Genomic DNA, 21699 nt, shown 5'->3' with positions numbered 1-21699 from the left:
CGATGCCAGGACAGACCCTCCCGCTCAAAGACATCAAGCCCATTGTCGCCGTCCCCGACCACTCGCTCTGGCTGCTCACTGCCCTTGTCGCGGCCGGCATCCTCCTGACGGCTCTCCTGCTCTTCTGGCTGCTCAAACAGCGCCGCAAAGGAGGAGACCCCAAACGTTCCGAGGCGCTGAAACGGCTGCAGGCGCTGGATTTCAGCGACACGAAAAGCGCCGTCTACGACTTCAGCCTGCTGGGGCACTTCGTGGCGACACCGGAGACGATGCCGACCTTCCGGGCGCTGCTCTCGGAGCTTGAACCCTACAAGTACCAAAAAAGCGTTCCCCCCCTGGACGCCGCGCTCGAGACGAAGCTGCACGATTTCATCAAGGAGGCGCGCCGTGGGTGAGTGGACGCTGGAGTACCCCTGGGCGCTGGGACTGATCGCCCTCTTTTTCCTCTGCGAGGCCCTCTGCCGGGCCAAAACGCAGCAGATGCTCTTCCCCGACACGGCGCTGCTGCGCACCCTCTCCGCCCGGAGCGGCTGGCTCACCCGGGGGATCAAACTCCTCGTTTTCGCCCTGCTTGCCCTCGCCCTCGCCTCGCCGATCCGCCAGAATGAAGTCGTCGTCAACAACGACGAGGGGTACGAGCTCTCCCTCGTCCTCGACGCCAGCGGCTCCATGCGGCAGATGGACAAATTCGGCATCGTCAAAAAGATCGTCCTCGACTTCATCGACAAGCGCGCCCATGACAAGCTCGCCCTGACCCTCTTCGCCGACTTCGCCTACGTCGCCATGCCGCTGACCTATGACAAGCAGAGCCTGGGGCAGCTGCTCTCCAAGGTCGACGTCGGCATCGCCGGCATGCAGCGCACGGCGCTCTACGAGGCGCTCTTTATGAGCACCCAACTCTTTAAATCCTCCGACGCCAAGGAGAAGATCGCCATTTTGCTCACCGACGGGATCGACAACACCTCCCAGGTCCCCCTCGACGTCGCCATCCAGAGCGCCGTCAAGCACGGCATCAAAGTCTACGTCATCGGCGTCGGCGGCCGCGGGGACTACAATCCGGAGGTACTCCGAAAGATCGCCCGGGAGACGGGCGGGAAATTCTACGAGGCGGGCAGTGTCGAGCGGCTCAAGCGGATCTACGACGAGATCGACACCCTGGAGAAGAGCGAGATCAAGGCGGACAAGTACGTCAAGAAACACTACTACTTCCAGTACCCCCTCGGCGCGGCGCTGCTGCTGCTCGTGCTTTATGCCGTCATGCGAAGGAGAGGCCATGCACTTTGAACAGCCGCACCTGCTTTTCTTGCTGATCGTCCTCGTCCCGCTCGCGCTGCTGCTGTTTGCACCGCGCAAAGCGGCCCGGAACACCTTTGCCCCGGAGGTGCTGAAACTGCTGCTGCAGCGCACCTCCATCGTGCCGCAGTGGCTGCGCAGCGCCCTGCTGCTCGCCGCGGCAGCCCTCTTTATCGTCGCCCTCGCCCGGCCGGTCATTGACAACGGCGAGATCAAGGTCCAGAGCAGTACGATCGACCTCATCGTCGGGTTCGACCTCTCCCGCTCCATGTTCGCCAACGACGTCTACCCCAGCCGTCTCGCCCTGGCGAAGCGGAAATTCGATGCCCTGCTCGGGGATGTCAACGGCACCCGTATCGGGGTGATCGGGTTCAGCGCCCGGGCCTTCATGGTCTCGCCGCTGACCGAGGATTTTGCGACCCTGCGCTACCTCGTATCGAACATGAATACCGACTCCATCAGCCTGCGCGGCACCGACCTGCTCCAGGCCCTGCAGCAGACCGACACCCTCCTGGAGGGGAGCAACAAAAAAGCGCTGCTGCTCTTTACCGACGGCGGAGACGGCAGCGATTTCGACAAAGAGATCGCATACGCCAAAGCCCACAACATCGTCGTCTTCCTCTACAATATCGGCACGGAGAAGGGCGGGGTCATCCCGACCGGCCAGGGGGCCATGACGGACAAGCACGGCGACATCGTCGTCGTCCGCCGCAACGACGACGTCAAAGCCCTCGCCCTGCAAAGCGGCGGCGCCTATTTGCCCTACTCCCTCAAACACAACGACATCAAAGCCCTTGCCGATGCGCTGAAGTCCCGCTTCACACCGCGCAGGGAAAAGAACGACGTCATCCGCGATCTTCAGGAACTCTTCGTCTGGCCGCTAGGCGGCGGCGTTCTCCTGCTGCTGATGGCCCTCTACTCCCTGCCGCAGCGAAGGAGACGCCATGCTTAGATACCTTCTGCCCTGCCTTGCCGCGGGAGTGCTCCATGCCGGGGTGACGGATTTCCATACCCTCTCCAACGCCGCATCGGCCTACAAGGGAGGCGATTACGCCGCGGCCGCCCAGGGGTACGGCGCGCTGCAGGAGAAGAACGATGCCGCGCGCTTCAACTACGGCGACGCCCTTTACAAGCAGCAGCACTACAAAGAGGCCGCCGGCGTTTTCGCGCAGATCCATGCTCCAGAGCTCAAACAAAAAGCGCTGCACAACCTCGGGAACAGCCTCGCGAACCTCGGCAAAACCGATGAAGCGATCAAGGCCTACGAGGAGGCGCTGAAACTCGGCAAAGACGACGATACGCAGTACAACCTCGATCTCCTGAAAAAACAGAAAGAGCAGGAGCAGCAAAAAGAGGACAAACAGAACCAGTCAAACGACCAGAACCAATCCAAGCAGAATGATCAGCAGCAAAACAAGCAGAAGCAACAGGGTGATCAAGAGAACAAGGACCAAAAGAGCCAGGACGACGCCTCAAAGGGTGAAGATCAGCAGCAAAAAGAAGACCGGCAACAGGAGAAGGGCGAACAGAAGCAGGAGGAGCAGGAGAAACAAGCGGACGGAGAACGCGAGAAGCAACAACAAGAGGCACAGCAGAAAAACGGCCAGCAGGACGAACAACAGCAAGAGGCTGTCAGGCAGCCGGAAGAAGCACCGGAAAGCCCCGAAACAGACAAACAGCAGGCCGCCATGGCCGACCCCATCAGCGATATGGAAGAGCGCAAATACAACCAGATGCTCGACAAGCGCGGCATCAAAACACTGATGATCCCGCTATCGGGCAAAGGAGAACCCCATGATGACGAAACGACCCCTTGGTAAGATCCTGGCACTGTTGCTTGTAGGGCTGCCGCTTTTCGCGGCGGTGACCGCCACCGTCGACAACCCCGCCGTCACCCGCGGCGACCCGGTCACCCTGACACTCAGCGCCACCGGCGACGATATCCGCTTCCCGGCGCTGACGGAGATCGCAGGCTACCCCATCCAGAGCCGCGGCACGAGCCGCAACATCTCCATCGTGAACGGCCGAACAACGCGCGCCGTCGAACAGCGGCTCGTCTTTACCCCGACGGAGGACACTGCCATCCCCGCCCTCGACATCACCGTTGACGGCACGGTCGAACACACCCTCCCCCTGCATGTCAAGGTTGTCGCTCCCCAGGCAGCAGCGAAGGGAGCGCCCGTGCAGATGCTGTTGCACCTCTCCAAAGAGGATGCCTATGTCGGCGAGCCGGTCGAACTCGACCTGGTCTTCAAATACCTGCCCGGGGAGCGCATCGACGACATCCGCATCAGCGAACCGACCCTTGAGCACTTCTGGATCAAACGCATCAACACCCAGGCCGAACGTTCCGCCGACAGCGAAGGGTACATCACCCAGTCCTACCGCTACCTGCTCTTTCCGCAGCAGAGCGGGGACCTCGAAATCCCCGCCATTTTCGCCCAGATCGGCACCAAGGTCAGCACCGGCCGCGGCGGCATGAGCGGCGATCCCTTCTTCAACGACCCCTTCTTCGGCGCGGCGCGGATGCAGTACCGCAAAGTCTACTCCGAACAGGAGACCCTGCATGTCACCGCTTTGCCGCAGGGGCTGGAGGTCTACGGCCGTTTCACGATGCACGCCGACATTGATAAAGCGTCCGTGGACGCCAACAAGCCGGTCAACCTCCACATCCATATCGAAGGCAACGGCAACGTCGAGGACATCCCCAAATTCGACCCGCACTTCGCCCACGCCATCGTCTACGCCAACGACCCGAAAACGACCAGCACGCTTCAAGACGGCAAATACTTCGGCACCTTTGACCAGACCATCGCCATTATCCCGGACCGCGACCTCACCGTCACGCCGCAATCCTTCCGCTATTTTGATGCCAAAACCGCGCAACCGGCGACCCTGCAGACCCCGCCTTTCTTTATCAAAGTCAAGGGCGCGGCACCGGTACCGGCAGCCGCGGCGGCCCCGCATGTCGAAACGGCCGCCCCCTCGAAAGCGGCGGCCGTGCAGACGCCTACGGTACCGGACGGCAGCCGTTTCAGCCCCTTTGAAGCCCTGGGCATCTTCGCCGCCGGAGCGGCCGCGGGCGTCCTGTCCTTCTGGCTACTGCTGCTGCGCGGCCGCGACCGTCTCCCGAAAAAGAGGGAACTCCCCCCGATGGTCAAACGGGTCAAAGCCGCCAAAAGCGACCGCACCCTCTTCGAACTGCTGCTGCCGCTCAAGGGGAGCGCCAAACCGATCGACGACGCCCTGGCCCAGTTGGAGGCCAACCTCTACCGCGGCGCCGACCATGCCGTCGACCGCAAAGCACTGGCGGACTATTTCGGCGGTCAGACCGGGGAGGATGTCGCCTTAATCTGACGCAATTTTGTACAGGTTTCCGGCGTGCGCTCTGCTATAATGGAGTGTTTTCGGAGGAGACCTTATGCGCCTGATACTTCCGGCTCTTTTCCTGTTTTACGGCATCCTGCACGCCAATATCGTCTGGTACACCGGGTACGTTGAGGCGGTACGGGCCGCAAAACTCGCCCACAAACCGCTGATGCTCTTCCTCACAAGGCCCCGATGCAAAGTCCGCAGCTTTATGCAAAAGGATGTCTTCACGGACCCGGAGGTCGCCGCATACATCGAAGCCCACTTCATCGCCGCCGATATCTGGAACGACCATGAGAGCCTGCCCCCAAAATACCGGGTCACCGCCAGTCCCGTTTTTACCTTCCTCGACGCCGAGAAAGACGAGATCATTGAGCAGGTCGTCGGAGGGAAACCGCCCTCCCACTTCCTGGAGACCCTGCACAGCGTCATCGACGACAACCCCCAATTTCGGTAGCGCCGCGCAGCGCGAGCCGTTACCAAAGGGTGGTACACTGTTGCCAACGCGCCCCAAGGAGAGAGGATGAAATTAACCTACGCCGGCCCCAAGCCGCTCATCTCCCACAGCGGCATCGTCTTCGACAGGAAAAAAGAGGACAAGTACCGTTATATTCCCTTCATCGTCTCCCTGCTGCTGGCCCTCGACCACGACTACACCTCGTCGCAAAACTATACCTATACGCCCGACCGGAAGCATTACAGCGACGAAGAACTGCTTCGGATCATCGCCGCGCACTGCCAGAATGCGAAAACCGAGGCGCAAAGGCGCCTGAGCGACAAAGCGGCCGAACTCGACGAAGAGCTCCGGCGGGTACAGAGCGCGCTTTCGCTCTCCGCCGAAGCCCGCGCCGTCCTGCGGACCAACCTGATGCTGATGCGTGACTACCGCCTGCAGCGCACCGTCAACAAGAGCTTCTACTACAGCGCAGCCGCTGCCCTCGTCACCCTGGTCGCCGCCAAACGGCTGCGGTATATCCAGACACCGTTCACGCCGGAGTATTTTCATGTCTTTCATACCATGGAGGGGATCATACGCAGACGGCGTCTCGCGCTCGCTGCACAGCTTGAGGTTTATGAGGAGAAGGGGGAGTTGATGGTGCGGCTGGCGCTGGCCGGCCGCTAGAGGGTTATTTGCCGGAATCCGGCAACGGTGTTGTCGCCGTGCGGGCCGGCAGGACCGGGTACTCGACGACCGGCTTCTCGCCCGTCAGCGATTTGAGGAACGTCTCGATGCTCTCCGTCTCTGCGTCGGTCAGTTTGACACCCAGCTGAGTCTCGCCCATGATCTTGATCGCCTCTTTCAGGCTCCAGACCGTACCGTTGTGGAAATAAGGCGCTGTCTCTTCAACGTTGCGCAGCGTCGGAACCTTGACCATCCCGTTCGCATCGCCTTTGAAATCGCCGACGCCCATGTACTTGAACTTGCCCATCAGCGGGAACGGCTGCATACCGCCGCCGACAGCCACGCCGGTGTGACAGCTCACGCACCCTTTGTCAATGAAGGTCTGCAGACCGGCCTTCTCCTCTTTGGAGAGTGCTTTGTCACAGCCGCGCAGGTACTCGTCGAAGCGTGACGGCGTGACCAGTGTGCGCTCGAAGGAGGCGATCACATCCGCGATGTCCTTGAAGGTCGGGACCATCTTCTGGTCATTGTAGGCGTGGCGGAACGCCGCGACGTATGCAGGGATGGCGTTGACGACGGCGGCAACGTGTTCGGGTTTGGCCGCCATCTCCGGGGCCGCCTGCATCGGTCCCTGCGCCTGGTCTTCGAGGTCCGGGCTGCGGCCGTCCCAGAACTGTTTCTCAGCGAATACGGCGTTGTAGACCGACGGAGAGTTCAGGTGGTGCGGGTTGTGTGCCCAGTTGTGGCCGATCGCCGCCGGCACGCCGTCCACACCGCCGGTGGCGAGGTTGTGGCAGGTGTTACAGCTGATGATTTCGCTCTTTGAAAGGCGAGGGTCGAAGAAGAGCTGTTTGCCGAGCTCAACCTTCTGGGCATTCATCGGGTTCTTCGGATTGTCGATGAGCTTATAGAGTTCGGTCGTGCTTTTCGGAATAGGGGCGAGACCCATCGCCTTGGCCTGATCGGCCAGTGTCTCCGCGGATGCGGCAGAAGCCAGGACACATGCTGTCAACGCAATTTTTTTAAACATTTTTCTCTCCTTGATTATTCAATCCTCCGGCAGAAATGCGAAGGTTCCAAATTCATGTAATGGGGAAATTCTACCTGTAAACGATAATTTTTTTCCTTAAATAAACAAACTACTTTTACTTAATGGAAAATAATAAACGCCGCCTTCTTGCTACTATTATTTCGACTTTTACCTTTTTGGTGCTTTAATGCTACTATGAATAAAGAACTCATAGCCACAAACCTGCGGAACCACCATCTCAAAGTGACACCGCAGCGGCTCAAGATCGTCGAAAGCCTCAACACCTTCGGCCACCTGAACATCGATATGCTTTACCAGGAGGTAAAAGAAGCGTATCCGAACGTTTCACTGGCGACGGTGTACAAGAATATTGCCATAATGACGGAAAACGGACTGCTCGAAGAGGTGAAAGTCCCCGAGAGCAAGAGTGTTTTCGAGATCCGAAAAGAGCCGCACCTGCACCTGCACTGCAGCGAATGCGGGAAGATCGAAGATTTTTCCTTCGATACGGAGCAGATCAGAGCGCACGCCGAAGCCGTCAGCGGCTACAGCATCCAGAGCAGCGATATCGTGCTGCGGGGCATCTGCCCGGCGTGCCAGAAAAAGCGTTAACAGTTTAGTAACTTTTCTTTACTATACTTTCCCTACCTTCATTCAAAGCGTCTCCTTCTCCCGACATCCACCGGGAGTTGGTTATAATCCATCTATGACAATACGGCCCATCTATCTTCTTTCTGTGACCCCCTCCGATGATCCCGACATTACCCATCTGCCGATCCTGGAAACGGCATGGCTGCGGCCCGAAGTCGATCTTTCACGGATCGACGGCATCATCTTTACCTCGAAAAATGGCGTCGATGCCCTGGAAAAGATCGCCCCGGAGTGGAAAAGCGTGCCTGTGCTCTGCGTCGGGAAGGGAACGCAGCAGCGCGTGGAGGCACTCGGCGGCACGGTTGCCGGAACGGTGAAGGGGTATGGCGAGATGCTGTACGCACTTATCCGGGAGCGTTTCCCCCGTTTCCGCTGGCTCTATGCACGCCCCCGGGTCGTCGCGTCGGACTTCGCCTCCCGGCTGCGCGACGAGGGGGTCGCCGTGGAGGAGGCCGTGGTCTATGAGACCCTCTGTCGGGCCGATAAAATAGACATTGCAATTCCCGACGACAGCATACTGATCTTTACCTCGCCTTCTGCACTGCAGTGCTTTCAGCGCCGCTTTGTCCTGGCCCAGACCCAGACCGTCGTCGCCATCGGCAGCACGACGGAAAAGAGCCTTCCCGGCCAGAAGGTCCACATCGCCCCCGAACCGACCGTCGCGGCCTGCATCACCCTCGCAAAAGAGCTGGCAAAGGAGCAAGTATGATCGACACCGACCGCATGATCTGCGTCTGTAATTCGATGGATATGAAGGCGATTGCCGAATGCATCAAGTCACATGGCTGGGAGAGCGTCGACGCGATGCTCAACCACAGCGAGTGCGAACTGGGCAACAAATGCGAATCCTGCATCGAAGACGGGTATGAGAACGACGGCTATTCGCTGGCCATGGTCCTCTCCCTTGTCAAACAGGGGCGGCTCTGAGCGCTAGCAGTCTCTGCGTTTGCCGAAGAGACAGGGTCCGTTCTTGATGAGCTTGCGTACCGAGAAGAAAAGGAAAAAGAGGGAGACGGCCCCGGCGGCCACCCCGTAGAGCAGCTGTCCGTGTGTCAGCAGTGACACGGCGAAGGCACCGACGACGATAAAAACGACGAAACACATCCGCTAGGTCATAAAAAGCATGCCGTAGATCGTCACACCCATCAGCGATGTGACAGTCATCCCCGAGAACACGATCACACCGTTGCGCTTGTGCGTGGCGGCCACCGTTTCACTGCCACTGTAGCTTCGCAGGGCGTCGATCAGCAGCCATGCCCACCCGGCGACGGCGGCGACGGCGATCAGCACATGCACCGCCAGGAACACCGCCAGCGAGGAGAACTCCACGCCGCTCTCTTCCGCGTAGGCGACAAAGCCGCCGGTAAAGCGCACCCCGACTTCGAAAAGCACGACCATCGCCAGCGTGACCGCGAAGAGCAGCGTCTGTGCACGTTTGTGCCCCTTTTCATACCCGCCTTTAATCAGAAGGATCGCCCCGCCCATCAAGAACGGCAACGCTGCAAACCACAGGGTGACGATGTCCATAAACCAGAGGGCGCGCGTCCCCAGAAAACCTGCCTCAAACATCAATCTTCTCCTGGAACGTCCGCATAAATTTCTGCACCTTCGGCGCGATCACGACCTGGCAGTATCCCTGCTGGGGATTGAGGTCGAAATAGTTCTGGTGGTACGCTTCTGCCGGATAGAACGTCGGAGCCGGGGAGAGTTCCGTCACGATCGGGTCGGAAAAACCGGTCTGTGCTGCGGCAATGGCGGCCTCCGCTTCTGCTTTCTGTACATCGTTATAATAGTAGATGACCGAGCGGTACTGGGTCCCGACGTCCGCGCCCTGGCGGTTCAGCGTCGTCGGATCGTGAATGACCCAGAAAATATCGAGAATCTCCCCGAAGGAGATAACGTCGGGATCGAAAGTGACCTCGACCACTTCGGCGTGCCCCGTCGTTCCGCTGCAGACCGCACGGTAATCGGGGTGCTCCGTTGCGCCGCCCGCGTAACCGCTGATGGCGCTGCTGACCCCTTTGACCCGGCGATAGACTGCCTCGATGCACCAAAAACATCCGCCCCCGAGGAGCGCTACTTCCTTAGCCATCGTCATCCTTTTTTGCCCCAATAATGCCAAAGCGTACCTTCAAGGCACCCCATAGCTTCAATCTAAACGGCGACGTCAAAAATTACAGAACATAAGTATTGCTATATTTCTGTTCAATTACAACAAACAATATTAATATAAAATATAGTACTCTAAAAAATTCTTCGCGCAAGGGAACGTAGACCATCATGACGACCGCGGATTTTTTCCTTCACATCTTATGGCCGCTCGCCATCGCTTCCGCTCTGTTTCTCTACTGGCGTATCAAGCCGCTGCCGCTGCCGGTCGCCGAAGGTCCCATAGATGCCTCCCCGAATGAACTGCCCGATCCAAGTCTGCAGGAGCGTATGTGGTTTGATCTCGGCGATCGCGTCGATCGGCTCTGCACCTTGGAACTTTCGCCGGAAAGCCAGAAACAGCAGCTTTTCGAGCTCTTAAGCAGTTTTGCCCCCGTCGTGACCCTCTGGGCCGGCTTCACGAACAAAGAGGGCGCTATCGACCCCTTTTACATCTATGACGAAACCGAACCGGGTTTTTTGACAGAGGACTACGGTGTCCGCCCCGCCGTGGCGGTCGACGAGGCACAAAACCCGACCGAATACGCCTTTGTTTCCGCCCAGCCCCATCTCTTCAGCAATGCGCTTGAAGCCCCGATGGACACGGCATGGCAGAGACGGTTGCGCTACGCCCCGCTGGTCTCCGTCCTCTCGGTCCCGCTCTTCTCCCCCGACCGGACCCGTCCGGAGGGCATCGTCACCCTCTACACCGATACCGCCTGCATGGACAACGATATACTGACGTACCTGACGAACCTGCTGAACCGTTTCATGGTCTTTTCCCATCAGAACGCGCTTTACCACCGGGTCCTGGCCCAATACAATACGGTCCACTCGACCAGCCGTTTCTATGAGCAGCTCATCGACGCCACGCCGATACGCATCTGCTGGAAAAACAGTAATCTTGTCTACCTCGGAGGCAATCTCTCTTTTGCCAAGGATGTCCGGTTGGGCAACAGCAATGCGCTCAAAGGGAAAACCGACCATGACCTTTTCGGGGCGGAGGAGGCACAGCTCTTCGAAATGTCAGATCGGAAGGTACTGGAGCACGGGACCGAACTGCTCAACCGGATTGAAAAGCAAGGAGAGATGTGGCGGCTCAGCAGCCGCGCCCCGCTGAGCGATCCCGACGGCCGCATCGTCGGCGTCGTCACCGCCTATATCGATTACACCTTCCAGTACCGCGCCCAGAACTATCATGAAACGACGGAACAGCGTTTCCGTTCGCTGCTGGATCAGATGCCGACCGTCGCGATCCAGGGCTTCGACGAACAGCGGCGCATCAACTACTGGAACCGTCAAAGCGAAGCGCTGTACGGCTACAGCGCCGAAGAGGCCCTGGGGCGGAAGATTGACGAATTGATCCTTCCCCAATCCCAACAAAAACATTTTGCCGCGGGGATCGCGGCGTGGTTGAACCATAACGATGCGATGGCGGCCGAAGAGCATTCGGTCCTGGCCAGAAGCGGCATCTCCATCCCGGTGCAAAGCGCGCGTATCCTTCTCGACCGGGCCACGGAAAACCCGCAGTTCTACGCCATCGACATCGATCTGAGTCTTCAAAAAGCCGCTGAATCAAAGCTCAAACAGCTCGCCGACTACGACGCATTGACGATGCTGCCGAACCGCCATCACCTCAACTACCATCTCCAGTCCCTGATCACGAGTGCGCAACGGGCTGAAAAACAGTTTGCCATCTTCTTCATTGACCTGGATAACTTCAAGTACATCAATGACACGTTCGGCCATAACTACGGCGACAAACTACTGGTCCAAGCCGCGCGGCGTCTGCAGCATGTCCTGCGCGAATCCGACTACATCGCCCGTTTCGGCGGCGACGAGTTTATCGTCACGGTGGAGTACGGCGAGGACCATTTTGTCACCTCCCATATCGCCCAGAAAATGATCAGCGTTTTGCAAGAGGGCTTCAACATCAAAGAGCAGGAGCTCTACGTCGGTGCCAGCATCGGGATTACGCTCTTCCCGGAGAACAGCAGCGCACTCGACGTCCTGCTCAAACAGGCCGATGCCGCCATGTACAAAGCGAAACGCGGCGGCAAAAACCAGTTCACCTACTTCACGGCGGAGATGACCGAAGAGATCGAGCGCCAACTGACAATGGAGAATGCCCTTCGACAGACGTTTCAAGATGACAAGATCACCTTTTTCTACCAGCCGCAGGTCGACCTCTATACCGGTGTCATCGTGAGCTGCGAGGCCCTGGTACGCTGGTACGACGAAGAGAACAGCGCCTACATCCCGCCGATAACGTTCCTGCCCATCGTCGAGAAGGCGCACCTGATGCAGACCCTGACGCAAAGGGCCTTCGAACACGCCGTCCGGCTGCTTGACCAGTGGCGGCGTCTGCGCCTGGCGCTGATCCGGATTGACGTCAACGTCCCCGCAGAACAGCTGGCGAACAAAGAGATCCTCACCTATGTCACCGAATTGCTCGAAACGTACAATATCGATCCGGTATTTATCGGCATCGAGATCACCGAGGGGCAGCTGATCGACCTGGATACGGAAGCAGCCAAGAGCGTGCTCGGCGCCTTCAGCGACCTCGGCATCCATATCAGCATCGACGATTTCGGCACCGGGTACTCCTCGCTCAGCTACCTCAGCCGCCTTACCATCGACACGGTCAAGATCGACAAAAGCTTTGTCCAGGAATACGAAAGCAGCCAGAACCAGGCCCTGATCCGCTCCATCATCGCCATGGCCCATGAGCTCGGATACCAGGTTGTTGCCGAAGGCGTCGAACTTCCCGAACAGGCCGATGCGCTGAAAAAGTATCGCTGCGACAAAGTCCAGGGTAATCACTTCTACCTGCCGAAGCACGCCGAAGCAATGACCCGGGAGCTCACCCTTAACCTCCATCGCCACCGGAAGAATTTGACGAAATAACTGCCGTTTAATTTTGATTTTATCGTCATTGTATTATGATTATTATCAATCCAAATTATAGGGGTAGCGATGAAAAAGGTGTTGGTGCTTGGCGGAGGGTTTGCAGGAGTCGATGCGGCGACGCATCTGCGCAAAAGAGGTTATGACGTGACGCTCGTCAGCGACCGGGACTATTTTTATATCTATCCTACTTCCATCTGGGTCCCGACGGGCGAAGCCTCCTTTGACGACGTCAAGGTCTCGCTGGAGGAGCTGCGGGATGCCCACGGCTTCACCCTCCTGGTCGACGGAGTCGAAACGATCGAGGCGAAGGCGAACCGGGTCACCCTTGCCTCCGGGAAGGTGATCGACGACTACGATTACCTCGTCGTCGCCCTCGGAGCGCACAAGATGAAGCACCCCGGCATCGAGCATACCCTCTCCATCTGCGGCGATCCGCGCGAATCGTTGCGGATCAAGGAGCGGATCGACGCCCTGGTCGCCAAGGGGAGCGGCAAGGTCGCCTTCGGCTTCGGCGGCAACCCAAAAGACACCTCCGCCGTACGGGGCGGTCCCGGTTTCGAACTCTTTTTCAACCTCCATGAACTCCTGAAGAAAAAGGGGATCCGCGACCGTTTCGAACTGACCTTTTTCGCCCCGATGCCCAAGCCGGGCGCACGCATGGGCGACCAGGCGCTTAGCATGATGGACACGATGTTCGAACGGGCCGATCTGAACAAACACTTCGGCAAAAAGATCAAACGTTTCGAAGAGGACGGCGTCGTCTTCGAGGATGACAGCAAGCTTGACTCGGACTTCACGATGTTCATTCCCGCCGGGGACGGTCACGGTGTCATCAAGGCGTCAGACCTCCCGACGAACGAGGCCGGTTTCGTCGCCATCAACGATTACAGCGAGGTCGTGATCGACGGCGAGGTCAGCAACGTCTACGCCGCCGGGGACGTCGCGGCGCTGGAAGGACCGGAATGGCGGGCAAAACAGGGGCATGTGGCTGAAGTCATGTCCAAAAACATCGCCTTCAACATCGCCGCGCGCGACGCCGGGAAGGCGGAACGCAAAGGGTACCAGGAGCACCTCAACATCCTCTGCGTTATGGATACCGGCAGTGGTGCTGGCTTTGTCTTCCGCGACGACAAGAAAGCTTTCATGATGCCGATGCCCATCCTGGGACACTGGATGAAAAAAGGGTGGGGATGGTACTGCCGCAACAGCAAACTGGGTAAGGTTCCGCGCCTGCCGGGGCTCTAGGAAGGCTAGACCGCTTCCCGGCGTTCCGATTCGCGGAGCGTCTTCATTTTCACGAGGTTGTTCCGGTACATACGGTCTAGCTGGCCGAACGGCACCGGCTTGCTGAAGAAATACCCCTGTCCGTAGTCGACGCCGAGCTTTTTGAGAAGACGGACGTGTTCGATGCTTTCAACACCCTCTGCGACGATTTTCAGTCCCATCGCCTTGCTCAGTGACACGATCGATTCGACGATGGTGCGGTCATCCTGGTCATCGAGCATGTTCATGATGAACGCTTTGTCGATCTTGAGGGTATCGACCGGGAACTGTTTGAGGTAGGCCAGGGAGGAGTAGCCCGTCCCGAAGTCGTCAATGTTGACGCCGACGCCCAGGTCACGCAGCTGGTGCAGAACTTTCAGACTTTCGGTCAGACTGATCATGGAGACGCTTTCGGTGACCTCGAACTCCAGATACTCCGGCTTGATGTCATAGCGCTGCAGCACGGTCCGGATCTGGTGTAGCAGCAACGGGCTGCCGAACTGGCGCCCGGAGAGGTTGACGGCCAGCTTCAGCGGTACGATCCCAGAGGCGCGCCACTGCTCGATGCGGCGGGCCGCCTCGTGCATAACCCACTCGCCGATCTTGATGATCATCCCCGTGTGCTCGGCGACAGGGATGAAGTCGTCCGGGTAGACCGTCCCGATCTTCGGGTGGTTCCAGCGGATCAGCGCCTCGGCGCCGGTGATGGCCCCCGTGCGCAGAGAGATCTTCGGCTGGTAGTAGAGTTCGAACTGCTCCATCGTTTCGATCGCTTCGCGCATCTCGTGCTCGACCTGGAGCTTTTTGCGGATCGTCTCTCCCATCGTCGTATCGTAGAAACGGTAGCGGTTGCGCCCGTCCTCTTTCGCCTTGTACATGGCCGTATCCGCGAACTTGATCAGGGTATCGGCGTCGTCGGAATGGTCCGGGTAAATTGCCACCCCGATACTCGTCGTCGTGAAGATCGCCTTGTCCCCGAACTCCCAGCGCTCCTGCAGAGCGTCGATCATCTTCTTGGCGACGATCGTGATGTCTTTTTCCGAATTGATCAGCGGCAGCAGAACGATGAACTCGTCCCCGCCGATCCGCGAGATCGTGTCGGAGTCCCGCAGGGTGCGCTTGAGGCGCTCCGCCACCTCTTTGAGCAGGCGGTCCCCCAGGGTATGCCCCAGGGTGTCGTTGACGTTTTTGAAGCCGTCGAGGTCGAGGAAGAGCACCCCCAGCTTCTCGCCCCGGCGGTTGGCGTCCTTGATCGCTTTTTGCAGACGGTCCTGCATGAGCACCCGGTTTGGCAGATTGGTAAGCGGGTCGTAGAAGGCGAGCTTTTCGATCATCTGTTGGCTCTCCGCCTGCTCGCTGACGTCCATCGTAATCCCCGAAATAAATGCCTTCCCGTCACGCCGGAGGCTCAGTTTCCCCTCGGTCAAGACGTGCATCGCCTCCCCGTGGGCATTGACAAGCTTGTGCATCAGGCGGAACGGGGTATGGGTCTGGGCCGTGTTCTCGAGGGCGCGGATAAACGCCTGGCGCTGCGACGGCTCGATGACGTTGAGCAGTGCTTCCCAGGTCAGCGGCATGCCGTCCATCGGCAGGCCCAGCAGCACGTACATCTGATCACTGAAACTGCAGTCGTGCGTCTGCGTATCGATCCGCCAGCTTCCCATCCGCGCGATCTGCTGCGCCTCTTTGAGGTGTTGGCGCCCCTCTTCGATCTCTTTGTGCAGCTCGTTCATAAAGTCGGCGTGGTGGATGATGTTGTCGCTCATTTTGTTCGCCGCTTCGGCGATCATACCGATCTCGTTCGCGCTGGTGTCCCGCAGCTCAATGGGCACGGGGTGGCTCGGGTCGAAGGCTTCCAGTTTCCGGGTCAGCTCGCGCAGCGGGAGGAAAGAGCGGTACAGCAGCCTCAGCAGCAGCAGGACGAGCAGGACGTACCCGGCGATGATCGCGGCGAGGAACTGGAAATACTGTTCCATCATCGACCGGAAATTCCGGTCGGAGACGGCAACATCCATCGAGGCGATGATCTCGCCGTTGATATTGGTCACGGGAAGCGCCAGGGTAAAGAGCCGGTGCGAAGAGCCGAAGTTGCCGACGACCAGGGGACGCCCGTGGTTTCTCAGCAGACGCACGCCGTTGATCACCTGCGCCGAGCTGAGGCGGATGAGCTGCTCTTCGACAAGAAGCTGTTTGTCGTTGTGCAGGGCATCGGAGAGCTGCGGAAGCATAAAGTCGATCTTCTGTTCCACCAGTTCCTGAAGCTGTTTTTTGTAGCCGCTGATGACGATTTTCGTATTGACGTACGCCAGCCCGAAGACAAGCAGCAGGCTGAAAAACGCCAGGGAGAACAACAGTTTCGATGCCAAGGAGTTCCAGATAGTCAACTTCATTGTGATAGATTATATCGAAAAGTGACCGACTCCGTTAGCGTTGCTTCTCCTAACGGATGATCGTATCGTTGCGGTCGGGGGAGGTGGAAACCATGCCGATCTTCGTTTCGGTCAGCTTTTCGATCTCGCTGAGATAGGCCCTGGCCGTTTCCGGCAGCGCATCCCATTCACGCACGCCTTCGGTCCGCTCCCAGCCCGGGAAGCTTTTGTAGACCGGCGTGGCCGTTTCAAGATCGAGCGGCATGTAGTCAACAACTTCCCCGCCGACCTCATAGCCGACGCAGACTTTGACTTCGTCGAAGCCGTCGAGGACGTCGAGTTTCATGATGGCCAACTCGTCGCAGCCGTTGATGCGGCTCGCGAACTTCGTCGCCACAGCATCGAACCATCCGCAGCGGCGCGGACGCCCTGTTGTCGTGCCGAACTCGTGCCCCTGCTCGCGCAGCTTGTCGCCGTCGTTTCCGAAATCTTCCGTCGGGAAAGGGCCGTTGCCGACACGCGTACAGTAGGCTTTGACAATCCCCGTCACCTTTCCGATGTCTTTCGGGCTGATTCCCAGGCCGATACACGCGCCCGCCGCGATCGTCGAAGAGCTTGTGACATAGGGGTAAGTACCGTGGTCGATGTCGAGCATCGTTCCCTGCGCCCCCTCAAGCAGAACGTTCTGATCACCTGAGAGCAGTTCCCAGACCATCTGCGTCGTATTGGCCAGGTACGGCAACAGCACATCGGCGAACCCCTGCAGTTCCGCTTTCAGCGCCGCTTCATCCGGTGCGGAGATTCCCAGGGCGCTGTAGATGGCACCGTTTTGCTCGAAGTACTCGAGGATGCGTGCCGCCAGCGCGTCGATATCGCGCAGCTCTCCGAGGCGGAAGCCGGCGCGGGCAATTTTCTCGCTGTAAGCGGGCCCGATGCCGCGGCCGGTCGTCCCGATCGCCTTCTTGCCGCGCAGGCGCTCTTTGGCCTGGTCGATCTCCTCGTGGAAGCCGAGGATCATATGCGCCGATTCGCTTACAAAGAGACGCCCCTCGAGCTTGTCGAACTGTTTCATCTCTTTGATCAGTGCCGCCGGCGAAACGACGACGCCGTTACCGATAATGTTGATCGCTTCGGGGTTCAGGACGCCGGAGGGGATCAGGTGGAGGGCATATTTGGTCCCGTCAACCCAGATGGTGTGGCCGGCATTGTGTCCGCCCTGGTAACGCGCGACGGCGTCATATTTCTGCGCAAGAAGATCAACGATCTTCCCTTTGCCCTCATCGCCCCACTGGATGCCGACGATCAAATCTGCTTTTTTCATAATATCAATTTCCTTTACACGCCGGCTTCAAGCAGCACATCGGTTGCGATGGCGAAGCCGACACTGGTCACATCTTCGTTTTTATAGCGTCCGCCTCTGGCGTAAACGTCGTTGTCCGCGATCACGCGGAAATAGAGCTCGTCGTAATAGAGCATCTTCGCATAATAAAGCGGTGCGACGACCGTGTTGCTATACGGCACGCTCAGGCTAAGCTCTTTCATCTTCAGCAGCTCGACGCGGAGCTCCTCCGGCACGAGCGGCAGGACCGCGTCGATCTCCGAAGGGTTCTCAAGGTAGACGAGCTTGGTCAGCCAGTCGATCCCCCGCGCCAGCAGGTTCTCGATACGGATGTGGCGGAAATCGTCCATCGGGATATCGAGCAGGCGGCTGAGGATCTTCGGGATGTTGATGTTGGAGATCTGCAGCAGCGGCTGCGTCTCCAGACGCTCGAAGATCTCCAGGCAGCGGGTGAGCGCGATGGAGAGGTCCGCCTCGCCGATCACCTCGGCACCGACCTGGTACTGCTCGTGTGACGGGTAGCGGTAGACCGGCTGGATGTAAAACCATTTGCGGTGGTCCGTATTGCGCCCGAGGCGCTTGGAGATGATGCGCACGACGTCGATGGTCGTATCCGCGCGCAGGCTCATGCGGTTGTTGTCACGGTCCCCGAGACGGATCAGCTCTTTGGCATCGGAGATGCTCTCATGCTGGTGGTGCGAAAAAAGCGGCACGACGATCTCTTCGAAGCCGTCGGCATAGAGCACATCGCTGGCGATCTGCTCGATCTCCCGCTTGCGGCGGGCGCTGGCACCGAAATAGAGCTTGCTCCCTTCGGGGATCTCGTGGGCAAAGATCATGCCGTCAGCCCGAAATAGATTTCGTTGAAGACGCGGCCCGCCGTGCCGTCGTAGCTGCGGCGGCCGAGCTTGTCGAGGGCGACCTCGACGGCGTTGACGACCCAGGCGGCCTCGAACGGCTTGATCAGCCCCATGTGGTTGACACGGAAGATCTTCCCTTTGAGGTGGTCCTGGCCGCCGGCCATATTGACGTCGAACTCTTTTTTCAGCAGGGCACGGATCTCATTGGCGTTCGCATCATCAATCGTTGTCATGGACGCCGCAGGCACTTTCGGGTAAATATGCAGTCCCAGCGCCTCGAAGGCAGCCCGCGTCGCGGCACCGCGGCGGGCCGTTTCGTCGTAAAGCGTCTCGAGGCCCTTGGCCTCGATCTCCGCCAGGACGGCCTCCAGGCCGATTACGAGCGTCGTCGCCGCCGTCCAGGCCGTCGTATTGGTACGCTGTTTCTTGATCTCGGTGGCGAGGTTGAAGTAGTACCCCTTCCCTGCACCGATCTTCTCGACCGCCGCATTGCTCAGACCGATCACGGCGAGGCCCGGCGGCAGCATCAGCGCCTTCTGGCTTCCCGCCAGCAGGGCATCGATGTGGGTGACGTCAATCGCTTCGACGCCGACGGCCGTAATGCCGTCCGCGATGATCATAATGTCGGGGCGTACCGCCTTGACGGCCGCGGCAATCGCTTCGACCGGGTGGCGCAGGCCGCCGGCGCTTTCGCTGATCTGAACGGCGATGGCATCGATGCGCGGGTTCTCCTGCAGTGCGGCGAGGACATCCTCGGGCGTTGAGGGCGTATCCCATTCATAGGCCAGTTCAACGTTCTGCAGCCCGTGCGCCTGGGCGATTTTGCCGAAACGCTCGCCGAATTTTCCCGCATTGATGTTCAGCAGGGTATCGCGGCAGAGGTTGGTGATGGCCGCTTCCATCGCGCCGGTACCCGTCGAGGCCAGCATCACGACCTCATCGGTTTTCATCAGGCCGAAGAGCGCTTTGCGCGCCCGTTCGAAGATCGCTTCAAACTCCGGCGTGCGGTGATGGATCGTCTCCTCCGCCATCGCTTTGCGGACGGATTCCGGAACAGGGGTAGGACCGGGGGTAAAGAGCAGCATGCTTTTTTTCCTTAAGTGATATGCATATGCGGCAAGGCGGGTTTGCACCGCCTTTTTCAAGCCGCGTATTATACTCTATGTTCATTTAAGGGTCTCTCAAGGTTGGTTTTCGGGCCGAAAAGGTACAATGATGCATCTTGACATCCGGACCCATTTTTATGACGCTTTTTGACGCTCTCATCCTCGGCATCGTCGAGGGAATTACCGAATATCTCCCCGTCTCTTCCACCGCCCACCTCTACCTCGCCGGACAGATGCTCGGTCTCAAGCAGGACACCTTCCTGACCGCCTTCGAAATCATTATCCAGATCGCCCCGATCTTCTCGGTCATGCTGATCTACCGCGAACGGCTCATGCAGAGCACAGCGCTCTGGATCAAGCTCATCGCCGCGTTCATCCCGACGGGCATCGTCGGTCTGCTCTTTCACAAACAGATCGAGGCGATGTTCGCCGCCAACTCCACCGTCGCCCTGATGATCCTCACCGGGATCGCTTTCCTCGCCGTCGAGTTCGCGTACAAACCCAAGGCGCACGCCGTCAAAGACCTCGAGGGGGTCAGTATGAAACAGGCCCTCACCGTCGGTGTCTTCCAGGTCTTCGCCCTGGTGCCGGGGGTCTCGCGCTCGGGGATGACGATCCTCGGCGGGATGCTCGGCGGGCTGTCGCGGGACACGGCCATGGCATTCTCGTTCCTGCTGGCCATCCCGACGATGGGCGCCGCCTCGGGCTATACGCTGCTCAAGGAGTACTCGTCCCTCTCCTTCGAGCATTTCGGCGCACTGGCCATCGGCTTCGTCGTCTCCTTTGTCGTCGGCTGGGTTGCCGTCAAAACCTTCCTCGCCGTCGTCTCGCGCTACAGTTTCAAACCCTTCGGCGTCTACCTCATTGCCAGCGGTCTGCTGTACGGGCTCTTCGGCGTCGAACTCGTCCACTGAAACAGCTGCATTAGCCAAAAACCCGAGGCTTCCGTCCAACGCCCTTTGGCTATAATCGCGGCATGAAACCGATCGAACACGTAAGAAACGCCCTGTCCGACCTCGACAAAGAGGTGCAGGCGATCCTGATGGATATGAAGCTCAACCTGACCCAGAAAGATAACGCGATGCTGCCGCTGCTGCAGCAGCAGAAGGTCCTCAAACAGACCCTCGAGGATCTCGAATACCTCGAAGCGCATCCGCCCTCACCGAACCAGCCGTGCGGGATTTCAAAATACCGGGAAGATTAAAATATGGGGATGGGGCAGAGGCCCCGTAGGGGTCAGGCCTCTTTGCTTTTGAACAGCAGCCGGTCGAAGGAGAGGTTACCGGCGCCGTGCGTCAGCAGGACGAAAAGCATAATCAAATAATACAGCGGGATTTCGAACCCGTTGTTGCCCGACTGGAAGCCGTTGGGCAGGTGCACAAGGGTAATGGCAACGAGCATGACGACCATCAACGGAATGGAGATCAGCCGCGTAAATAGCCCCAGTGTCAAGAGCACGACACCCGACGCTTCCGTCGTTGCCGCCAGGTATGCTTGCAGCGTGGGCATTGGGAGGCCCATAGAAGCGAACCATTCGGCCACGGAGCCGATATCGTTCCACTTCATCTTCGCCGGTTCATAAAAACCGTAGGCGAGGATCAGCCGTACGAAAAGCAGTGCGACACTCTGGAGCTTTTCCACGGCCGGTTCGACGATTTTACATAGGTTGGAAAGCTGGCATTGCATGGCGGCTCCTTTCCTGCGCGAAACTCACTGCTGCGGGGTCACCCGCCGCATTTGCCCTGGCCGCATTTGCCTTTGGGCTTCTCTTCTTTTTTCTCACCGTTGCATTTGGCGTTCATGTTCGCTTTTTGCTCGCCGTTGCACTTGGTATTCATGTTCGCTTTTTTCTCACCACTGCATTTGGTTGCCGGTGTTTCCATTTTCTCACCGTTGCATTTCGCAAAGGCCGACGTCGCTCCGATCCCCGTCATCAGGGCCGCTCCGAGCAGCATGGCCGCCAACTTGTACGTTTTCATCCTACACTCCTTGTGTTCGATCTGTCTGAAAGCATTGTAGCGGGAAGGGCTCAATACCATCAACGAGTATGATCGCACAGCATCAATAACGTTTCATAAACAGTTTTTTGTGGGGTTTATATAAAAAGAAGTAATGAGGAACTCTCCTCCAGATACCTGCGGCACATGCACAGAAAAGGTGGGCTGCTATGTTCCCATCCTGACCCAGTGCCTCGCCTACGCATTGCACAGGTCTAAAGGAGAGCGTTCAAAACAGCGA

24 protein-coding genes and 1 other RNA gene are annotated in these 21699 nt (G+C 58.7%); 14 read left to right on the top strand and 11 right to left on the bottom strand.

What is annotated here, in order from left to right; genetic code table 11:
- The first annotated feature begins 2 nt into the window (after positions 1–2).
- The 7 genes from LOH54_RS01425 (at position 3) to LOH54_RS01395 (ending at position 5785) form a co-directional block, all read left to right on the top strand.
- Complete coding sequence (locus tag LOH54_RS01425; protein WP_231019894.1) at positions 3–395, top strand: hypothetical protein; 393 nt, start codon at positions 3–5, stop codon at positions 393–395.
- Positions 388–1284 carry a vWA domain-containing protein gene (locus LOH54_RS01420; protein WP_231019892.1) on the top strand — a complete coding sequence of 299 codons (897 nt, stop codon included), beginning with the start codon at positions 388–390 and terminating at the stop codon, positions 1282–1284. The genes LOH54_RS01425 and LOH54_RS01420 overlap by 8 nt, the downstream gene beginning before the upstream one ends.
- Positions 1274–2245 (top strand): vWA domain-containing protein, encoded by a 972-nt coding sequence (locus tag LOH54_RS01415; protein WP_231019890.1) that lies wholly within the window; start codon positions 1274–1276, stop codon positions 2243–2245. Before LOH54_RS01420 ends, LOH54_RS01415 begins: the two co-directional genes overlap by 11 nt.
- A complete protein-coding gene (locus LOH54_RS01410) occupies positions 2238–3113 on the top strand; it encodes a tetratricopeptide repeat protein (protein ID WP_231019888.1) in 876 nt (291 codons plus the stop codon). The genes LOH54_RS01415 and LOH54_RS01410 overlap by 8 nt, the downstream gene beginning before the upstream one ends.
- On the top strand, positions 3088–4650 hold the full coding sequence (locus tag LOH54_RS01405) for a BatD family protein (RefSeq protein WP_231019887.1): 1563 nt from the start codon (positions 3088–3090) through the stop codon (positions 4648–4650). Before LOH54_RS01410 ends, LOH54_RS01405 begins: the two co-directional genes overlap by 26 nt.
- A gap of 64 nt (positions 4651–4714) precedes the next feature.
- Positions 4715–5119, top strand: a complete 405-nt coding sequence (locus tag LOH54_RS01400; protein ID WP_231019885.1) for a thioredoxin family protein — start codon at positions 4715–4717, stop codon at positions 5117–5119.
- Between the two features lie 66 nt (positions 5120–5185).
- Positions 5186–5785, top strand: coding sequence for a hypothetical protein (locus tag LOH54_RS01395; RefSeq protein ID WP_231019883.1), 600 nt, complete (start codon positions 5186–5188; stop codon positions 5783–5785).
- A gap of 4 nt (positions 5786–5789) precedes the next feature.
- Here the strand turns inward: LOH54_RS01395 and LOH54_RS01390 are convergent, their stop codons facing one another.
- Entirely contained in the window at positions 5790–6815 is a 1026-nt protein-coding gene (locus LOH54_RS01390) for a cytochrome-c peroxidase (RefSeq protein ID WP_231019881.1), read from the bottom strand.
- Positions 6816–7010: 195 nt separating this feature from the next.
- On the opposite strand from LOH54_RS01390, the gene LOH54_RS01385 reads away from it, so the two are divergent.
- The 3 genes from LOH54_RS01385 to LOH54_RS01375 all read left to right on the top strand — a co-directional run bounded on the left by LOH54_RS01385 (position 7011) and on the right by LOH54_RS01375 (position 8393).
- On the top strand, positions 7011–7427 hold the full coding sequence (locus LOH54_RS01385; protein WP_231019879.1) for a Fur family transcriptional regulator: 417 nt from the start codon (positions 7011–7013) through the stop codon (positions 7425–7427).
- A gap of 94 nt (positions 7428–7521) precedes the next feature.
- Positions 7522–8175, top strand: a complete 654-nt coding sequence (locus LOH54_RS01380; protein WP_231019877.1) for a uroporphyrinogen-III synthase — start codon at positions 7522–7524, stop codon at positions 8173–8175.
- Positions 8172–8393 (top strand): hypothetical protein, encoded by a 222-nt coding sequence (locus LOH54_RS01375; protein WP_231019875.1) that lies wholly within the window; start codon positions 8172–8174, stop codon positions 8391–8393. Before LOH54_RS01380 ends, LOH54_RS01375 begins: the two co-directional genes overlap by 4 nt.
- A gap of 3 nt (positions 8394–8396) precedes the next feature.
- Here the strand turns inward: LOH54_RS01375 and LOH54_RS01370 are convergent, their stop codons facing one another.
- From LOH54_RS01370 to msrA, 3 genes are read right to left on the bottom strand one after another with little or no spacing between them, the layout of a single operon-like run.
- Complete coding sequence (locus LOH54_RS01370; RefSeq protein WP_231019873.1) at positions 8397–8570, bottom strand: hypothetical protein; 174 nt, start codon at positions 8568–8570, stop codon at positions 8397–8399.
- A gap of 3 nt (positions 8571–8573) precedes the next feature.
- The gene (locus tag LOH54_RS01365) at positions 8574–9035 is read right to left on the bottom strand and encodes a DUF420 domain-containing protein (protein WP_231019872.1); all 462 of its coding nucleotides are present in this window, start codon (positions 9033–9035) and stop codon (positions 8574–8576) included.
- Positions 9028–9558 carry a peptide-methionine (S)-S-oxide reductase MsrA gene (gene msrA, locus LOH54_RS01360; protein ID WP_231019870.1) on the bottom strand — a complete coding sequence of 177 codons (531 nt, stop codon included), beginning with the start codon at positions 9556–9558 and terminating at the stop codon, positions 9028–9030. The genes LOH54_RS01365 and msrA overlap by 8 nt, the downstream gene beginning before the upstream one ends.
- Before the next feature lie 188 nt (positions 9559–9746).
- Here msrA and LOH54_RS01355 point away from each other — a divergent pair, with 188 nt between their 5' ends.
- Entirely contained in the window at positions 9747–12521 is a 2775-nt protein-coding gene (locus tag LOH54_RS01355) for an EAL domain-containing protein (RefSeq protein ID WP_231019868.1), read from the top strand.
- Positions 12522–12590: 69 nt separating this feature from the next.
- Positions 12591–13769 carry an NAD(P)/FAD-dependent oxidoreductase gene (locus LOH54_RS01350; RefSeq protein WP_231019866.1) on the top strand — a complete coding sequence of 393 codons (1179 nt, stop codon included), beginning with the start codon at positions 12591–12593 and terminating at the stop codon, positions 13767–13769.
- A gap of 5 nt (positions 13770–13774) precedes the next feature.
- Here LOH54_RS01350 and LOH54_RS01345 read toward each other — a convergent pair whose 3' ends face one another.
- From LOH54_RS01345 to LOH54_RS01330, 4 genes are read right to left on the bottom strand one after another with little or no spacing between them, the layout of a single operon-like run.
- Positions 13775–16177 carry a putative bifunctional diguanylate cyclase/phosphodiesterase gene (locus tag LOH54_RS01345; protein WP_231019864.1) on the bottom strand — a complete coding sequence of 801 codons (2403 nt, stop codon included), beginning with the start codon at positions 16175–16177 and terminating at the stop codon, positions 13775–13777.
- A 49-nt stretch (positions 16178–16226) separates the two neighbouring features.
- On the bottom strand, positions 16227–17477 hold the full coding sequence (locus LOH54_RS01340) for an adenylosuccinate synthase (protein WP_231019863.1): 1251 nt from the start codon (positions 17475–17477) through the stop codon (positions 16227–16229).
- A 14-nt stretch (positions 17478–17491) separates the two neighbouring features.
- The gene (locus LOH54_RS01335) at positions 17492–18334 is read right to left on the bottom strand and encodes an ATP phosphoribosyltransferase regulatory subunit (RefSeq protein ID WP_231019861.1); all 843 of its coding nucleotides are present in this window, start codon (positions 18332–18334) and stop codon (positions 17492–17494) included.
- The gene (locus tag LOH54_RS01330; RefSeq protein WP_231019860.1) at positions 18331–19440 is read right to left on the bottom strand and encodes a pyridoxal-phosphate-dependent aminotransferase family protein; all 1110 of its coding nucleotides are present in this window, start codon (positions 19438–19440) and stop codon (positions 18331–18333) included. Before LOH54_RS01330 ends, LOH54_RS01335 begins: the two co-directional genes overlap by 4 nt.
- 137 nt (positions 19441–19577) lie before the next feature.
- Between LOH54_RS01330 and LOH54_RS01325 the strand changes: the two genes are divergently transcribed.
- Together LOH54_RS01325 and LOH54_RS01320 are read left to right on the top strand one after the other, a co-directional pair.
- Positions 19578–20375 (top strand): undecaprenyl-diphosphate phosphatase, encoded by a 798-nt coding sequence (locus tag LOH54_RS01325; protein ID WP_231019858.1) that lies wholly within the window; start codon positions 19578–19580, stop codon positions 20373–20375.
- Positions 20376–20437: 62 nt separating this feature from the next.
- Positions 20438–20665, top strand: coding sequence for a hypothetical protein (locus LOH54_RS01320; protein WP_231019856.1), 228 nt, complete (start codon positions 20438–20440; stop codon positions 20663–20665).
- A gap of 32 nt (positions 20666–20697) precedes the next feature.
- Here LOH54_RS01320 and LOH54_RS01315 read toward each other — a convergent pair whose 3' ends face one another.
- The 3 genes from LOH54_RS01315 to ffs form a co-directional block, all read right to left on the bottom strand.
- Positions 20698–21147, bottom strand: coding sequence for an HvfX family Cu-binding RiPP maturation protein (locus tag LOH54_RS01315; RefSeq protein WP_231019854.1), 450 nt, complete (start codon positions 21145–21147; stop codon positions 20698–20700).
- Between the two features lie 38 nt (positions 21148–21185).
- A complete protein-coding gene (locus tag LOH54_RS01310) occupies positions 21186–21440 on the bottom strand; it encodes a hypothetical protein (protein ID WP_231019853.1) in 255 nt (84 codons plus the stop codon).
- Between the two features lie 142 nt (positions 21441–21582).
- An RNA gene (gene ffs, locus LOH54_RS01305) (signal recognition particle sRNA small type) lies at positions 21583–21680 on the bottom strand.
- Between the last annotated feature and the right edge of the window lie 19 nt (positions 21681–21699).

It is taken from the genome of Sulfurimonas sp. HSL-3221, from assembly GCF_021044585.1.
GTDB lineage: Bacteria > Campylobacterota > Campylobacteria > Campylobacterales > Sulfurimonadaceae > Thiomicrolovo > Thiomicrolovo sulfuroxydans.
This window is presented reverse-complemented; position numbering and strand designations above follow the sequence as displayed.

What these genes read in the sequence shown, in the direction of transcription:
- msrA (WP_231019870.1), bottom strand. Translation starts at nt 9,558, where the DNA reads ATGGCTAAGGAAGTAGCGCTCCTCGGGGGCGGATGTTTTTGGTGCATC.
- LOH54_RS01415 (WP_231019890.1), top strand. Translation starts at nt 1,274, where the DNA reads ATGCACTTTGAACAGCCGCACCTGCTTTTCTTGCTGATCGTCCTCGTC.
- LOH54_RS01425 (WP_231019894.1), top strand. Translation starts at nt 3, where the DNA reads ATGCCAGGACAGACCCTCCCGCTCAAAGACATCAAGCCCATTGTCGCC.
- LOH54_RS01365 (WP_231019872.1), bottom strand. Translation starts at nt 9,035, where the DNA reads ATGTTTGAGGCAGGTTTTCTGGGGACGCGCGCCCTCTGGTTTATGGAC.
- LOH54_RS01320 (WP_231019856.1), top strand. Translation starts at nt 20,438, where the DNA reads ATGAAACCGATCGAACACGTAAGAAACGCCCTGTCCGACCTCGACAAA.
- LOH54_RS01375 (WP_231019875.1), top strand. Translation starts at nt 8,172, where the DNA reads ATGATCGACACCGACCGCATGATCTGCGTCTGTAATTCGATGGATATG.
- LOH54_RS01390 (WP_231019881.1), bottom strand. Translation starts at nt 6,815, where the DNA reads ATGTTTAAAAAAATTGCGTTGACAGCATGTGTCCTGGCTTCTGCCGCA.
- LOH54_RS01370 (WP_231019873.1), bottom strand. Translation starts at nt 8,570, where the DNA reads ATGTGTTTCGTCGTTTTTATCGTCGTCGGTGCCTTCGCCGTGTCACTG.
- LOH54_RS01315 (WP_231019854.1), bottom strand. Translation starts at nt 21,147, where the DNA reads ATGCAATGCCAGCTTTCCAACCTATGTAAAATCGTCGAACCGGCCGTG.
- LOH54_RS01335 (WP_231019861.1), bottom strand. Translation starts at nt 18,334, where the DNA reads ATGATCTTTGCCCACGAGATCCCCGAAGGGAGCAAGCTCTATTTCGGT.
- LOH54_RS01410 (WP_231019888.1), top strand. Translation starts at nt 2,238, where the DNA reads ATGCTTAGATACCTTCTGCCCTGCCTTGCCGCGGGAGTGCTCCATGCC.
- LOH54_RS01330 (WP_231019860.1), bottom strand. Translation starts at nt 19,440, where the DNA reads ATGCTGCTCTTTACCCCCGGTCCTACCCCTGTTCCGGAATCCGTCCGC.
- LOH54_RS01385 (WP_231019879.1), top strand. Translation starts at nt 7,011, where the DNA reads ATGAATAAAGAACTCATAGCCACAAACCTGCGGAACCACCATCTCAAA.
- LOH54_RS01400 (WP_231019885.1), top strand. Translation starts at nt 4,715, where the DNA reads ATGCGCCTGATACTTCCGGCTCTTTTCCTGTTTTACGGCATCCTGCAC.
- LOH54_RS01345 (WP_231019864.1), bottom strand. Translation starts at nt 16,177, where the DNA reads ATGAAGTTGACTATCTGGAACTCCTTGGCATCGAAACTGTTGTTCTCC.
- LOH54_RS01350 (WP_231019866.1), top strand. Translation starts at nt 12,591, where the DNA reads ATGAAAAAGGTGTTGGTGCTTGGCGGAGGGTTTGCAGGAGTCGATGCG.
- LOH54_RS01395 (WP_231019883.1), top strand. Translation starts at nt 5,186, where the DNA reads ATGAAATTAACCTACGCCGGCCCCAAGCCGCTCATCTCCCACAGCGGC.
- LOH54_RS01310 (WP_231019853.1), bottom strand. Translation starts at nt 21,440, where the DNA reads ATGAAAACGTACAAGTTGGCGGCCATGCTGCTCGGAGCGGCCCTGATG.
- LOH54_RS01340 (WP_231019863.1), bottom strand. Translation starts at nt 17,477, where the DNA reads ATGAAAAAAGCAGATTTGATCGTCGGCATCCAGTGGGGCGATGAGGGC.
- LOH54_RS01355 (WP_231019868.1), top strand. Translation starts at nt 9,747, where the DNA reads ATGACGACCGCGGATTTTTTCCTTCACATCTTATGGCCGCTCGCCATC.
- LOH54_RS01380 (WP_231019877.1), top strand. Translation starts at nt 7,522, where the DNA reads ATGACAATACGGCCCATCTATCTTCTTTCTGTGACCCCCTCCGATGAT.
- LOH54_RS01405 (WP_231019887.1), top strand. Translation starts at nt 3,088, where the DNA reads ATGATGACGAAACGACCCCTTGGTAAGATCCTGGCACTGTTGCTTGTA.